Here is a 14607-nt window from a genome sequence, read left to right as displayed (position 1 = left end):
CCTGCCGGACCCCGAGCCGGGCCGGCCGGTGCCGCGCGCGGCGTTCGGCGAGGCGCGCCCGGCCGCGACCACGCTGGCGCGCGGGCCGGCCGATACCCGGATGCGGATCGAGGCCGAGGTCACCGCCCGGCGCGGGGCCCGTGCGCGGCCCACTCGATCGCCGGGCAGTGGTTCATGACCATGTCCAGCCCGGCGGCGGTGGCGCGGGCGTAGGCGGCGGTGTCGACGACGTCGAGCTGGAACCACACGGCCTTCGCGCCGATGCGCACGGCCTCGTCGGCGAACTGCCCGGCGGCCTCGGAGCGGCGGAACACGTCCACGCAGTCCACCGGGAACGGGATGTCGGCCAGCGTCGCGTAACCCGGCTCGCCGAGGACGGGCTCCGCGTCCGGGTGCACCGGTACGACGCGCTTGCCGTGCTGCTGGAGGAACCGCGCGACGCCGTGCGCGGCGCGGTGCGGGTGGTTCGCCAGCCCGACGACGGCCCACGTGTCGCAGTCGGCCAGGATGCGCCGGATCGTCGCGGGGTCGTCCCAGGGATCGGTCATGCGACCAGCCTAGATCGGGCCGGCGCGGTGCGGTGGATGATCCGCGCGACGGCACGGGGCCCGCCGTGCGCGACGGCACCGCGAGCCGTCGCGCACGTCGTGCGCGCGGGAGCGGGTCCCTCCCACCGCCGACCTCGAACCGGGAGTCGCTACGGCCGTGCCAGGCCGCAGCCGGGCGCGTTCAGGTCCAGCCGACCACCGCCCGGCAGGCACGGCGCCATCTGGTACGTCTGCTGCGCGTACCCGATGCCGCGCCGCACGGTGATGTTGCCGGACTCGTCGACCTCACAGGGGTTGTTGGTGGTGCACCGGCCGCCGCTCTCGTTGCCGGTGTTGTTCACGCCCACCACCGCCCCGCTCGCCACGTCCACCACGGGCGAGCCGGACGTGCCGCCGACGACGTTGCACGACGCCGTGTAGCGGATGGAGTCGTGCCACGTCCAGTTCCCCTCGCGCATCCGGTAGACGAACCCGTCCGCCCGGCACGAGTAGATCCTCTTCCAGTACCCCGAGACGACGCGGATGTCGGTGCCCGCGACCGGGTGCGCCGGTGACAGGTCGAGCGCCCGCGAGCCCAGGCCCTCGACCTGCGCGTAGGTGGCGGTGAGCCGGTAGAGCGCCGCGTCGGTGCCGGTCATCGTCGCGTACAGCAGCCGTTCGGCGCGCAACGTGCCCAGCGAGCCGCCGCCACCCCGGTCGAGCAGGGTGAACGTGCGGCTGTCCGCTCGGTCGACGATCACCTCGCGGTCCGCCATCAGCTTCACGCAGTGGCCGTTGGTGAGCACCAGCGCCCGGTCCGACGACTGGGCGCTCGGTGGTCGCACCACCGAGCCGGAGCAGTTGTTCAACGCCACGATCCCGGTGAAGTCCACCGGTGCGCGCCCGGCGTTGGCCGGGATCGCGAACGCGGTCAGCACGAGCACGGCGGTCAGCACCGCGCCCGTCAAGCGCTTGGCCATCGTTGGACCCTCCTCGACAGTACGGGGCATCCAACCAGCAGCTTGTCGCTCAGCGTGCACGACACGCTACGGCCGGGAGTCGGTATCACCGGGATGCCGCCCTCGACGACCCGTCCGGAACGCCGTAGTCGAGGCCGTCGTGCGGTTCGCCGTGCCCGGCCGGTGCGGCTCAGGCCAGGTCCGGCGGCGGCGTCCGGTAGGTGACCGGCGTGGCGGACAGCCGGATCGGGTTCGCCACCAGCCTCATCCCGCCCACCTCCGCGATCGGGCGCAGGCCGAGCGATTCGGCCAGCTCGAACGCGCCGGCGACGTCGTTGACCGGCCCGCACGGCACGCCCAGCGGCGTGAGCAGCGCGAACCACTCGGCGGCCGTCCGGGTGCGCAACCGCGCGCCGATCAGCTCCGCCAGCGCCGCCACGTGCGCGACCCGCGACGCGTTGGTCGCGAACCGGTCGTCGGGCGGCAGGCCCAGCGCCCGGCACAGCCGGGTGAACTGGCGGTCGTTGCCCACGGCGAGCACCATCGGCCGGTCGGCGGTCGGGAACACCTCGTAGGGCGCGATCGACGGGTGGCGGTTGCCCATGATGCCGGGCACCACGCCGGCGAGCGCGTAGCCCGCGCTCTGGTTCACCATCGCGGACAGCAGGACCGACAGCAGGTCGACCTCGACGAGCTGGCCCTCCCCGGTCCGGTCGCGGTGCCGCAGCGCGGCGAGGATGCCCACGGCGGCGTGCAGCCCGGTCAGCACGTCCACCAGCGCCACGCCCACCTTGGTCGGCTCGCCCGGCGCGGGTCCGGTCACGCTCATCAGCCCGCCGACCGCCTGCACGAGCAGGTCGTAGCCGGGCAGCGCCGCGCCCGCGCCGAAGCCGGTCACCGAGCAGTAGACCAGTCCTCTGTGGACGGTCCGGAGCGACTCGTGGTCCAGCCCGAACCGCCGCATGGTCCCCGGCCGGAAGTTCTCCACCAGCACGTCCGCGCCGAGCACCAGCTCCCGTGCCGCCGCGAGGCCACCCGGCGTCGCCAGGTCGAGGGTGCGGGACTCCTTGTTCCGGTTGACCGACAGGAAGTAGGTGGAGTGGCCGTGCGCGTGCGGCGGACCCCACGCGCGGGTCTCGTCGCCGCGCGGGTGCTCGACCTTGACCACCTCCGCGCCGAGGTCGGCGAGCACCATCGTGGCGTACGGCGCGGCCAGCACCCGACCGAAGTCGGCGATCACCACGCCCTCCAGCGCGCTCACGCGACCGATCCACGTGCGACCACCACGCCACCACCGCGCACATCGGACGCGCACGCGCCCCACCGCGACACCCCGGACCGCGCCACCCTGCATCCCGACACCCTGCATCGCGACACCCCGGACCGCGCCACCGCGAACCCGGACACATCGGACCTGCCCGCCACCGGCACGGTCACCACTCCAGCCGGAAGTCGAGGTCCGCCTCGATCGCGGGGGTGTCCATCTGCGCCTTCTGCAACGTCCCCGAGTAGTCCCAGTTCATCGACTGCCACCGCGTGAACTGGTCGAGCACCCAGCCCCCGGACTGGCGGGAACCGTTGCCCGACCGGCCGTTCCCGCCGAACGGCAGGTGCGCCTCCGCGCCCGAGGTGGAGTTGTTGACGCTCACCATGCCCGCGCCGATGCCCCGCCGGAACGCGAACACCTTGCGCGGGTCGGTGGTGTAGATCGAGCAGGACAGCCCGTAGCCGGGCAGGTTCCCCAGCTCGACGGCCTCGTCCAGCGACCGGTACGACGTCACGCCGACCAGCGGCCCGAACGTCTCGTGCCGGAACACCTCGTCGTCCGGCCGCACCCCGGACACGACCACCGGGTGGTAGAACAGGCCGCTGTCCGGGTCGCCGAGGAAGCCCTTGCGCGGGTTGGCCCCCGTGATCCGACCGACCCCGGTCGACCCGTGCACCCCGTGGTGGTCGCGTATCCAGCCCAGGTACTTCTCGAAGGAGACCGCGAACTTCCCGTCCAGCATCGGCCCGTACAGCACGTCGCCGAACGGGTCGCCCACCACGGCGCCCTCCACGGCCGCCGTGAACCGCCGCAGGAACTCGTCGTGCACCGACTCGTGGACGATCGCGGTGCCCAGCGACGTGCACCGCTGCCCGCCCGTGCCGAACCCGGAGAACAACGCGCCCCGCACGGCCAGGTCCAGGTCCGCGTCCTCGGTCACCACCATCGGGTTCTTGCCGCCCAGCTCCAGGCACGGCGACTGGAGGTGCCGCCCGCACAGCTCGCCGATCAGCGCGCCGACCTCCGAGGACCCGGTGAACCCGACCTTGTCCACCAGGCGCTGCTCCAGGGCCAGCTCCAGCCCGCGGTAGGTCTGCGAACCCTCGGCGAACACCACGTTCAGCACGCCGTCGGGCACACCGGCCGACACGAACAGGTCGTGGAACGCCTGCGCGCACGCGGCCGAGTACTCGGCGGGCTTCCACACCACCGCGTTGCCGCACAGCAGCGACGGCACGATGTACCAGGACGGGACGGCGATCGGGAAGTTGCCCGCCGTGACGAACGCCGTCACGCCCACCGGGTCGCGGAAGGTGAACAGCTGCTTGTCCGGCATCTCCGACGGCACCGTCTGCCCGTACAGCCTGCGGCCCTCGCCGACGAAGAACGCGCAGGTGTCGGCGACCTCCCGCACCTCGCCGCGCGCCTCGGCCAGCGGCTTGCCGATCTCGCGGGTCACGATCCTGGCCAGGGCCTCGGCGTTGGACTCCACCAGCGCGCCGAGGTTGGCGACCACCTGTCCGCGCACCGGCGCGGGCACCGCGGCCCACTCGCGTTGAGCCCGCTTGGCGAGGCGCGCGGCGTCGGCGAACTCCTCGGCGTCGGCGAGTGCTACGCGTGCGACGACGTCGTTGAGGTCGGCGGGGTTCGTGGACACGTAGGTCATCCACACAGCGTGGTGCGCCCGGCCGGGGGTGCCTAGCTCCCGCAGGGTGAAACCCCGGCGCTCCGGCCGCTGGACCGGTCCATAAGGGAGCGCGTGCCCGCGTCGCCGCGGGGCGCGTGCCCGGCTACTCGCCCTTCGCGCCGTCGGCCAGTTCCCGCAGGAAGTCCAGGTGCCCGACGTGCCGCCCGGTCTCCTGGACCAGGTGCGCGAGCACCCACCGCACCGTCCGGCCCTGCCCGTCGTGGTCGCCGCGCGTCCGGTCGCCCGGCCGCAGCCCCGCGAGCGCCCGGTCCGACCGCTCCCACTCGGCGCGGTACTCGGCGATCACGGACTCCACGGTGTCCTCGTCGTGCAACCGCCACGACGCGTCCGCGTCCGCGCCCCACAGCGACGGCAGCTCGACGCCACCCGCCTCGATGGACAGCCACCACCGCTCCACCGCCGTGAGGTGCTTGAGCACGCCCAGCGCGCTGACCACCGGCGAGGTCGGGATCGGCGCGGCCGACGCCCGCGCCCGGTCCAGCCCCTCCACCTTCGACACCGCAGTCAGCCGCAGGAAGGTCAGGAAGTCCGTCAGCAGCCGCAGCTCGTCGTCCGCCGCCGCGACCGGCCACACCCGGTTCGAACTCATGTTCGGACCCTACGGTACCAGCGGGGCGAGGTGTTCGGCGGGGGCTTCAGCGCCGCACGCACGACGAGCACGTTCGGGCCCTCGTCCGCCGCGCACTCGTCGAGCCGGGCCGCGAACTCCGCGCCGAAACCGTCCACTTCGGACGCGGGAACGCCGAAACTCCGCGCCAGCGCGACGAAGTCCGGGGTGTGCAGGTCGACCCCGTGCGGCGGGTGGCCCGCGGCGACCTGGTCGTAGCGCAGCATCCCGTACCCGCCGTCGTCCACCAGCACGACCGTCACCGGCAGCCGCTCCTGGTGCGCGGTCGCCAGGTCGCCGCACGCGTACAGGAAACCGCCGTCGCCGCACACCGCGACCACCCGGCCGGCCAGCGCCGCGCCCAGCGCCGCCGGGAACCCGAAGCCCAGCGTGCCCCAGCCCACCGGGTACGCGAGGCCGCGCGGCCGCGTCACGCGCCCGAAACCGCCGACCCAGTACCCGGCCACGCACATGTCGGCGACCACCCGGCGGCCCTCCAGCGCGTCCAGCAGGCCCACCACCCGCGGCTCGTCCTCGACGACCGCCGCGCGCACCGCCGCGTTCAGCTCGGCGACCCGCTCGGCGGTGCCCGCGCGGTCCCGCCGGGGCAGCGCCCGCGACAGCGCCGCGGTCACCAGGCGGGCGTCGCCGCGCACCGCCACGTCCGGCGGGTAGTTGCGCACCGCGTGCAGGTTGACGCTGAGCAGCTTGCGCGGCGCGGGCTGGAGCCAGTTCTGCGTCATCATGCCGTCGAAGTCGCTGCCGATGCCGATCACCAAGTCGGCCTCGTCCCACAGCGCGCCCACCGCGGGCAGGTGCACCGGCCCGTGCACCACGTGCGGGTGGTCCACCAGGCCGCGCGCGCCGTAGGTGGTGACGATCGGGGCGTCGAGCCGGTCCGCCAGCTCGGCCACGGCCGGGCCCGCGCCCGCCCGCTGCGCACCGCCGCCCGCCCAGATCAGCGGCCTGGTCGACGCGCGCACCAGGTCCAGCGCGCCGTCCAGCGGCGGCGCGGTCTGGCCGCTGGTGGGGATCTTGCTCCACGGCCCGGCGTCGGCGGTGAGGAAGTCGGTCGGGATGCCCAGGTACACGGGGCCCTGCGGCGCGGTGGCGGCCAGCAGCGCGGCGCTGTCGGCGTAGGTGCCCAGCGCCTCGGCGCTCCGGATCGTCCAGCCGCCCTTCACCACGGGCAGGAACATCGCGCGCTGGTCGCGCGGCTCGTGCAGCACGCCCCGGTACTCGCCGGGGCGGCGCAGCGTGGACGGGATGTCCGTGGCGAGCACCAGCACCGGCGAGCCGGACGCCATCGCCTCGCCGGTCGCCGCCAGGCAGTTCGCGGCGCCCGGCCCGGTCGTGACGATCGCGACCCCGAGCCGCCCGGTGGCCCGCGCGTAGCCGTCGGCGGCGTACACGGCGGTCTGCTCGTGCCGCACGCCCACCAGGCGGATGCCCGACCCGCGCAACACCTCCCAGACGGGCAGGTTGTGCGCTCCGGGCAGGCCGAACACGACTTCGACGCCGTGCGCGCCCAGCACCTCCAACAGCCGCCCCGCCCCGGTCACCATGTGGTGACGCTAGGGACTCCCGGCGTCGGGGGCAACGCGCGTCGGCGGACGCGCGCACGCCGCGCCGGCGACGCCGTCGGACGCCGACGGGCGGGCACGCGCGAACGGCCGACCACCCGCCGGCGAACGGGCGAGGCCGGCGGCGCGTGCGGCGACCGGACGGGCGCTGGTAACGTGGAGCGCGGCGTGTGTGGGCAGACGTGAGGCTGGAAGCCACTCCCCGGCAGACGGGTGGCGTATCCGCCGCAGGGTGAAGGCACCCCTGACCACGGTCAGCAAGGCAACCCAGACCGATGACGCGGATGCGCGTCCTTGTGCGCCGAGCCGGGCGGCGGGAGCGAGGACCGCGATGTCACGATCGTCGTTGACCGACAAGCTGGTGGACCTGCGCCGCGCCTGCACGGGCGAGAACCTGAGCCAGGCGGTGCCCGCCGTCCGGTCCGTCCTGCACGACCTGCCCGACGACCGGCGGGAACGGGTGGTGGACGCGCTCAACGGCCGCGCCGACGTGCGCGGGCTGTTCCTGCCCGACGCCCCGTCGGACGACCAGCGCACGCTGGAGTGCGTGCTGTTCCACAGCGCCACCGACGCGTCCGCCCACCTCCAGCTGCGCCCGCCCGCGTCGATGCTGCGGCCGGCGCACGTCTTCACCGCCGTCGAGCCGGCCGACACGCCGCGCCTGCACCTCGCCGAGCACGCCCTCGGGCCGCTGCTGTACGAGCTGCTGCCCCGGCACGACGACCGGTGGGTCGCGGGCGTGGCCGGGCTGCGGGTGGAGCGGCACCCGAGGTCGGTGGAGATCCGGCTGCTCGACCTGGACGCGAGCGTCGTGCTGTCCGGGGTGGACCAGGCGGCCTGGGACGCGGGCATGAGCTACGTCCACACCCTCCTCCGGGGTCGCGGGCTGGCGGCGTCCTTCGTGGAAGGCGCGTTGAGCGGGGCCGAGCGCGAGCACCTGGCGGAGTTCGGCCGCCCGACCGGGCTGGGCAGCGCCGTGTTGCGCCGCTACCACCTGTTCGCCGCCGCGCCGTGGCTGCGGTCGCTGCCGAGGGGCGACCAGTGGTGGCTGGAGTGGCCCGCGAGCCTCGGCGTGCCGACCGTGGCGGACTGGTTGCTGCACCCCGTGTTCGGCGTGCCGGGCGCGGTGGAGGCGCCGAGCCCGGCCGGCGGGCTGGGCATCACCACCGGCTGGTACGACCTGTACCTGCGGGAGGTGGACCCGCCGGACCCGGCCAAGGAGGAGGCGCTCGGGGCGGTGGAGTGGCCCGAGGGCGTCACCGGCTGGTGGGAGCCGCCGCGCAAGCCCGTCAAGTAGCCCGCGCCACGCGGCCCGCGCACCGCCGCACGACACGGCACACCGACCGGACGAGCGCGACACACCGGCGAACGGACGCGGCGCACCGAACGGGTGAGGCCGTGCGGCAGGCGGCGCACCGGAGGACGACGACGCGCGGGCACGCCCCTCGGCGACCGGCCGAAGGGCGTGCCCGCGCGTCGCGGCCGGCCGCACCCGCCGTGCGGCGGCCCGGCGGCGTCGGTTCTCCGCAGTCCCGTCGGTGGCCGTGATCACGGCGTGACTGGCCGGTGGCCGCACGCCGCGCAGGTAGACTGCACTTTCGCCCGGTGCGGCGGCCGCGAGCGCCGCCCGCCCGACCACGACGACCACACAGGAGGAGCGCGGTGACCCAACAGGCTGCCGAGGCCCAGCCCGCGGGCCAGGCCGTGCCGCGTCGCGTGCTGGTCGCCGAGGACGAAGCCCTCATCCGCCTCGACCTCGTCGAGATGCTGCGCGAGGAGGGCTACGAGGTGGCCGGGCAGGCCGCGGACGGCGCGGAGGCCGTCACGCTGGCCGAGGAGCTGCGGCCGGACCTGGTCATCATGGACGTCAAGATGCCCAAGGTGGACGGCATCGAGGCCGCCGGCGCGATCGCCGCCAAGCGGATCGCCCCCGTCGTCATCCTCACCGCGTTCAGCCAGCGCGACCTGGTGGAGCGCGCCCGCGACGCGGGCGCGATGGCGTACCTGGTCAAGCCGTTCGCCAAGCGCGACCTGGTGCCCGCGATCGAGCTGGCGATGAGCCGGTTCGCCGAGCTCCAGGCGCTGGAGAACGAGGTCGCGGGCCTGACCGAGCGGCTGGAGACGCGCAAGGTCGTCGAGCGCGCCAAGGGGCTGCTCATGGCCAAGCAGGGCCTGTCGGAGCCCGAGGCATTCCGCTGGGTGCAGCGCACCGCGATGGACCGCCGCACCACGATGAAGGCCGTCGCGGAAGCGGTCATCGAAAACTTCGGCTGAGTTCGCCGTTCGGTTACCCGGCGACCCTCGCCGACCATTGTTGACTACTGCCCGCATCGGCCTTGTGACCTGCGGCGATTTGACATTGATTTAAGACTGTCAACGCACGTGCATTTGCCGGTGACTACCGTCACGATGTGGACACAGAGCTGGAAGACCACCTGTTCACGGATCGCGTCTGAAGCTACGTTCCTGCCCTAACCCAGGCCCTCGTGTGGGGGGCGCGCCGCCTACCGGCGGCTGGTTGGTCATGGGAGGTAATCCGGTGTCAGGAGCACGAGTCGGCCGAGTTCTGGCGCTGGCGGCGGCTACGTCGCTCGCGCTCGCGGCTTGCGCCGGCGGTGGTGGCGCGGGTGGCGGCGACGCCTCGACGGTCAAGATCGGGTTCATGGGCGACCTCACCGGCGAGGGCTCCGCGATCGTGATCCCGCCCTTCAACGGCGCCAAGATGGCGATCGACGAGTACAACGCCAAGAGCCCCAAGGTGAAGATCGAGCTGGTCAAGTACGACAGCCAGGGCAAGTCCGAGCAGGCCACCTCGCTGATCGCCCAGGCCATCAACACGGACAAGATCACCGCGCTCATCGGGCCCGCGTTCTCCGGCGAGTCCAAGGCCATCGGCGGCACGCTGGAGGAGAGCAAGATCCCCAGCATCTCGCCGTCCGCCACCAACTTCGCCCTGGCCGACCGGGGCTGGAAGTTCTGGCACCGCGTCGTGGCCAACGACAACGACCAGGGCCCGAAGATCGCCGAGTTCCTCCACGCGGCGAAGAGCCCCAAGAAGGTCTTCGTGCTGTCCGACGAGCAGGAGTACAGCGTCGGCCTCGCCGAGACGGTCGCCAAGACCTTCAACCAGAAGGGCGTCCAGGTCGAGACCGACAAGTTCTCGAAGGACGCGTCGGACTACTCCTCCACCGTGACCAAGGTCAAGTCCGCCAACCCGGACCTGATCTTCTTCGGCGGCTACTACGCGCAGGCGGGCCGGCTGCTCAAGGCGCTGCGCGACGACAACGTGAACACCCTGTTCGCCACCGGTGACGGCTCGCTGGACAAGCAGCTGATCTCCGGCGCGGGCGAGAAGGCCGCCGAGGGCGCCGTCATCGCCTGCCCGTGCAACATCCCGTCGAGCGAGGCGTCCGGCGCGTCGAAGACCTTCTTCGAGAACTACAAGAAGAGCGCGGGCACCGACCCGGCCATCTACTCGACCGAGGGCTACGACGCCGCGACCGCCTACATCAAGGCGGTCGAGGCGGGCAAGACGACCTCCGAGGACATCAACACCTTCCTGTCCACGTTGAGCTTCGAGGGCGTCTCCAAGCCGATCAAGTTCAAGCCGAACGGCGAGCCCGAGAACAACTCGATCTTCGTCTACAAGGTGCAGGGCGGCGTCGTAAAGCTGCTCGGCCCGTCGGTCAGCGCCAAGCTCGAAGGCTGACCCCCGAGACGGTTTCGCGAAGTCAGGCAGCGCTGGGGAGCGGGCGCGTCGTCGAGGTCGGCGACGGCTCCCGCTCCCCACCCCTATGGCGAAGAAGTCCTCTCCCCGCCCCGTCTCGTGAGGCAACCTGTCATGCTTGATGATTTCCTCAACCAGTTCCTGCCCAGCACGGTGGGCGGCCTGGTGATCGGTTCGATCTACGCGCTCATCGCCCTGGGCTACACGATGGTCTACGGCGTGCTGCGCCTGATCAACTTCGCGCACTCCGAGATCTTCATGATCGGCACGTTCGCGTCCCTGGTGACGCTGCTCGCGATCGCGCCCACCGGACCCATCAGCGGTATCGCGCTGGTCGGGGTGCTGGTGCTGCTGCTGGTCGTGTCCGCCGCGGCCTCCGGCGCGTCCGCGGTCGTCCTGGAGGCCGTGGCCTACCGGCCGCTGCGCAAGCGGGGCGCGACCCGGCTCGCCGCCCTGATCTCCGCGATCGGCGCGTCGCTGTTCCTCCAGGAGCTGTTCGGCCTGTTCGTGATCGACTGGCTGATCGACAAGCCGGGCCGCAACCAGGCGTCCGCGCCCCGGTTCGTCGCCCGCGACACGCTGTTCGAGATCGGCAACGCCCAGGTCCGGCTCGACCAGGTGATCGTCATCATCGCGGCGGTGGTCGTGATGGTCGCGCTGGACCGCGTGGTGAACAAGACGCGGATCGGCCGCGGCATCCGCGCCACCGCGCAGGACCCCGAGGCCGCCGTCCTGATGGGCGTGAGCATCGACAACATCGTGCGCGTCACGTTCCTGCTCGGCGGCGCGATGGCGGGCGTGGCGGGCGCGCTCTACATCATGGAGGTCGAGAACACCCGCTACCTGATCGGTTTCGTCCTCGGCATCAAGGCGTTCACGGCGGCCGTGCTCGGCGGCATCGGCAACCTGCGCGGCGCGCTGATGGGCGGTGTCGTGCTCGGCCTCATCGAGAACTGGGGCGCGATCTTCCTCGGTTCCCAGTGGAAGGACGTCATCGCGTTCATCGTCCTGGTGGTCGTGCTGATGTTCCGCCCGACCGGCATCCTCGGCGAATCGCTGCAGAAGGCACGCGCATGAAAGGCGACGGAGTGACGAGCGAAGAAACCCCGGCGCGGCGCGGCGGCCTGCGCGCCCTGGGGCACGGGATCGACCGGCTGCGCGACTGGTGGGAGCACACGAAGGTCTGGCAGCGGTACGCGGTCTACATCGCACTGGTGGTCGGCGCGCTGATCCTGCCCGCGCCCGCCATCGGCACGTTCATGTCGCCCGACACCGACTGGACGAGCGTGCTGATCTACCCGATCGGCACCTACATCCTGCTGGCCGTCGGCCTCAACGTGGTGGTCGGCCAGGCGGGCCTGCTGGACCTGGGTTTCGTCGCGTTCTTCGCCATCGGCGGCTACTCGGTCGCCTACTACGGCACGAATCACGGCTGGAACTACTGGGCCACGGTCGTGTTCGGCATCCTGCTCGCCGCCGTGTCCGGCGTCATCCTGGGCGCGCCGACGCTGCGGCTGCGCGGCGACTACCTGGCCATCGTGACGCTCGGGTTCGGCGAGATCGTCCGGATCACCGCGGAGAACACCGACGAGATCGGCGGCGCGCGCGGCATCGCGGGCATCCCCCACCCGCCACCCCTGTTCGGCACGAAGTTCGGCATCAACCCCGCGCCGTACTACTACCTGATCGTCGCGGCCATCGTGCTGGTCATCGTGTTCTCGGTGCGGTTGCAGCGCAGCCGGGTCGGCCGGGCGTGGGCCGCGATCCGGGAGGACGAGGACGCGGCCGAGCTGATGGGCGTGCCGACGTTCAAGTTCAAGCTGCTGGCGTTCGCGATCGGCGCGATGATCGGCGGCCTGGCGGGCGGCATCTACGCCGGCAAGGCCAACTTCATCGAGCCGACGACGTTCCCGTTCATCCTGTCCGCGACCATCCTCGCGGCGGTCGTGCTGGGCGGCTCGGGCAACCTGCCGGGCGTCATCCTGGGCGCGTTCCTCATCGGCTGGCTGCCGGAGCGGTTCCGCGGCTTCGAGGAGGCCCGCATCCTGATCTTCGGCGGCGTGCTGGTGCTGATGATGGCGCTGCGCCCGGAGGGCCTGCTGCCGTCGCGGCGGCGCAAGGCGGAACTGCACGAGGGAACGGGCGGAATGGGCACGATGGGCGCCGAGGTGCCCGGTCCGGACACGGACGTCGCGACGACGGAGGCGGCCAAGTGAGCACTCCCGTCCTTCAGCTGGACGACGTGACGATGCGGTTCGGCGGCGTCACGGCGTTGCGCGAGGCGAGGATCAGCATCGCGGAAGGCGAGATCTTCGCCCTGATCGGCCCGAACGGCGCGGGCAAGACCACGGTGTTCAACGTGGTGACCGGCGTCTACCAGCCCAGCGAGGGCCGGGTCCTGTTCCGCGGCGACCGCATCGACGGCGCCAAGCGGTTCCGGATCACCAAGCGGGGCATCGCCCGCACGTTCCAGAACATCCGGCTGTTCCACAACATGTCGGCCCTGGAGAACGTGATGGTGGGCGCGGACGCGCACCACCGGACCGGTGCCATCGGCGCCACGCTGAACCTGCCGTGGCACCGCAAGGAGGAGCGCCGGGGGCGCGAGCTGGCGCGGGAGCTGCTCGACTTCGTCGGCATCCCCGGCCGGATGACCGAGACGGCGAAGAATTTGCCCTACGGCGACCAGCGCAGGCTGGAGATCGCGCGGGCGCTCGCCACGGACCCGAAGCTGCTGCTGCTCGACGAGCCCGCCGCCGGCATGAACCCGGCGGAGAAGGAGTCGTTGCAGCAACTCATCCGGAAGATCCGTGACAGCGGCCGGACCGTGCTGCTGATCGAGCACGACATGAGCCTGGTCATGGGCGTGAGCGACCGCGTGGCGGTGCTCGACTTCGGCCAGCTGATCGCAGAAGGGCTGCCGCACGAGGTGCAGAACGACCCGAAGGTCATCGAGGCGTACCTGGGGGTGTCCGAAGATGCTTCTTGAGATCAAGGACATCCACGTCCACTACGGCAAGATCGCCGCGATCAAGGGCGTCAGCCTGGAGGTGGCGGAGGGCGAGATCGTCTCGCTGATCGGCGCGAACGGTGCGGGCAAGACGACGACCCTGAAGACGATCTCGGGCCTCCGGCCGCTGACCAGCGGTCAGGTGGTCTTCGACGGTGAGGACATCTCCCGGCTGGCCGGCCACAAGCGCGTGCAGCTCGGCATCGGGCAGTCACCGGAAGGCCGGGGCGTGTTCCCCGGTATGACGGTGCAGGAGAACCTGCTGATGGGCGCCTACACCCGCAAGGACGACCTGACCGCGGACCTGGAGGAGGTCTACGAGCTGTTCCCGCGCCTGGCGGAGCGCAAGACGCAGTTCGGCGGCACCATGTCGGGCGGCGAGCAGCAGATGATCGCGATGGGCCGCGCCCTGATGACCAAGCCGAAGGTGCTCCTGCTGGACGAGCCGTCGATGGGCCTGGCCCCGATGCTCATCGCGCAGATCTTCGAGATCATCAAGGAGATCAACCGGCGCGGCACGACGGTCCTGCTGGTGGAGCAGAACGCGCAGCAGGCGCTGAAGCTCTCGGACCGGGCCTACGTCCTGGAAACCGGCAGGGTGGTCAAGTCGGCACCCGGCCGCGACCTGCTGGACGACCCGCAGGTCCGAGCGGCCTACCTCGGCGGCCACTGACACCCCGGTCACCGCGCACCGAAGGCCCGCCGCCCACCCCGGTCGGCGGGCCTTCGCGCGCCGGCACACCTCGGCCGGCTGCGTGTCATCCCCGTACGGCCTGCCCGCAGGGCGACCACAGTCGCCAGAGGGGCGCAAGCACGCTTCACCGCTTGCGCCCCTCTGGCGACTGTGGTGGTCTTTGACAGGCCGTACGGGGATGACACGCAGCCAAAGCTTTTCAAGCTTCGAAGAAGCTTGAAAAGCTTGCAAAGCTTCGAAGAAGCTTTGCCTCCATCCTTGGTGGCCTGCCCGTCCGGCGAGGACGCTTTTTCGTTCGGCTGAGATCCGCACGGAAGTTCTTCGGTTTTGGCGGGTCAAAGCTTAAAGAAACGCTCGCCGCTGGGCAGGCCACCGGGGAGGAAAAACAAAAGCCAAGGCGTCGTGTTCTCCCCGCATGGCCTGTCAAAGACCACCACAGTCGGTCAGGGGGCGCAAGCGGTGAAGCGTGCTTGCGCCCCCTGACCGACTGTGGTTGCCCTGCGGGCAGGCCATACGGGGAGAACA

Annotated in this window: 13 protein-coding genes; 7 read left to right on the top strand and 6 right to left on the bottom strand. The window is 71.8% G+C overall.

Annotation, left to right across the window (positions count from 1 at the left end; all coding sequences use genetic code 11):
• Positions 1 to 119: 119 nt before the first annotated feature.
• The 6 genes from C8E97_RS27020 to C8E97_RS26995 all read right to left on the bottom strand — a co-directional run bounded on the left by C8E97_RS27020 (position 120) and on the right by C8E97_RS26995 (position 6633).
• Positions 120 to 548: a CoA-binding protein gene (locus C8E97_RS27020; RefSeq protein ID WP_121008232.1), complete on the bottom strand. Its 429-nt coding sequence runs from the start codon at positions 546 to 548 to the stop codon at positions 120 to 122.
• A 149-nt stretch (positions 549 to 697) separates the two neighbouring features.
• Positions 698 to 1507 (bottom strand): S1 family peptidase, encoded by an 810-nt coding sequence (locus C8E97_RS27015; protein ID WP_121008231.1) that lies wholly within the window; start codon positions 1505 to 1507, stop codon positions 698 to 700.
• A 169-nt stretch (positions 1508 to 1676) separates the two neighbouring features.
• Positions 1677 to 2747, bottom strand: coding sequence for a CaiB/BaiF CoA transferase family protein (locus C8E97_RS27010; protein ID WP_246019195.1), 1071 nt, complete (start codon positions 2745 to 2747; stop codon positions 1677 to 1679).
• 172 nt (positions 2748 to 2919) lie between these two features.
• Positions 2920 to 4419 carry an aldehyde dehydrogenase family protein gene (locus tag C8E97_RS27005; protein WP_121012485.1) on the bottom strand — a complete coding sequence of 500 codons (1500 nt, stop codon included), beginning with the start codon at positions 4417 to 4419 and terminating at the stop codon, positions 2920 to 2922.
• A 124-nt stretch (positions 4420 to 4543) separates the two neighbouring features.
• A complete protein-coding gene (locus tag C8E97_RS27000; protein ID WP_121008230.1) occupies positions 4544 to 5050 on the bottom strand; it encodes a DinB family protein in 507 nt (168 codons plus the stop codon).
• Complete coding sequence (locus C8E97_RS26995; RefSeq protein WP_121008229.1) at positions 5047 to 6633, bottom strand: thiamine pyrophosphate-binding protein; 1587 nt, start codon at positions 6631 to 6633, stop codon at positions 5047 to 5049. Before C8E97_RS26995 ends, C8E97_RS27000 begins: the two co-directional genes overlap by 4 nt.
• A gap of 349 nt (positions 6634 to 6982) precedes the next feature.
• Between C8E97_RS26995 and C8E97_RS26990 the strand changes: the two genes are divergently transcribed.
• The 7 genes from C8E97_RS26990 (at position 6983) to C8E97_RS26960 (ending at position 14061) form a co-directional block, all read left to right on the top strand.
• On the top strand, positions 6983 to 7948 hold the full coding sequence (locus tag C8E97_RS26990) for a hypothetical protein (protein ID WP_121008228.1): 966 nt from the start codon (positions 6983 to 6985) through the stop codon (positions 7946 to 7948).
• Between the two features lie 365 nt (positions 7949 to 8313).
• Positions 8314 to 8925, top strand: a complete 612-nt coding sequence (locus tag C8E97_RS26985) for an ANTAR domain-containing response regulator (protein ID WP_121008227.1) — start codon at positions 8314 to 8316, stop codon at positions 8923 to 8925.
• A 265-nt stretch (positions 8926 to 9190) separates the two neighbouring features.
• On the top strand, positions 9191 to 10360 hold the full coding sequence (locus C8E97_RS26980; protein ID WP_246019193.1) for a branched-chain amino acid ABC transporter substrate-binding protein: 1170 nt from the start codon (positions 9191 to 9193) through the stop codon (positions 10358 to 10360).
• Between the two features lie 132 nt (positions 10361 to 10492).
• Positions 10493 to 11455 (top strand): branched-chain amino acid ABC transporter permease, encoded by a 963-nt coding sequence (locus tag C8E97_RS26975; RefSeq protein WP_121008225.1) that lies wholly within the window; start codon positions 10493 to 10495, stop codon positions 11453 to 11455.
• The gene (locus C8E97_RS26970; protein WP_121008224.1) at positions 11452 to 12594 is read left to right on the top strand and encodes a branched-chain amino acid ABC transporter permease; all 1143 of its coding nucleotides are present in this window, start codon (positions 11452 to 11454) and stop codon (positions 12592 to 12594) included. The genes C8E97_RS26975 and C8E97_RS26970 overlap by 4 nt, the downstream gene beginning before the upstream one ends.
• Before the next feature lie 32 nt (positions 12595 to 12626).
• On the top strand, positions 12627 to 13367 hold the full coding sequence (locus C8E97_RS26965) for an ABC transporter ATP-binding protein (protein ID WP_121012482.1): 741 nt from the start codon (positions 12627 to 12629) through the stop codon (positions 13365 to 13367).
• Complete coding sequence (locus tag C8E97_RS26960) at positions 13357 to 14061, top strand: ABC transporter ATP-binding protein (RefSeq protein WP_121008223.1); 705 nt, start codon at positions 13357 to 13359, stop codon at positions 14059 to 14061. The genes C8E97_RS26965 and C8E97_RS26960 overlap by 11 nt, the downstream gene beginning before the upstream one ends.
• Positions 14062 to 14607: the final 546 nt, after the last annotated feature.

Source organism: Saccharothrix australiensis, from assembly GCF_003634935.1.
GTDB lineage: Bacteria > Actinomycetota > Actinomycetes > Mycobacteriales > Pseudonocardiaceae > Actinosynnema > Actinosynnema australiense.
This window is presented reverse-complemented; position numbering and strand designations above follow the sequence as displayed.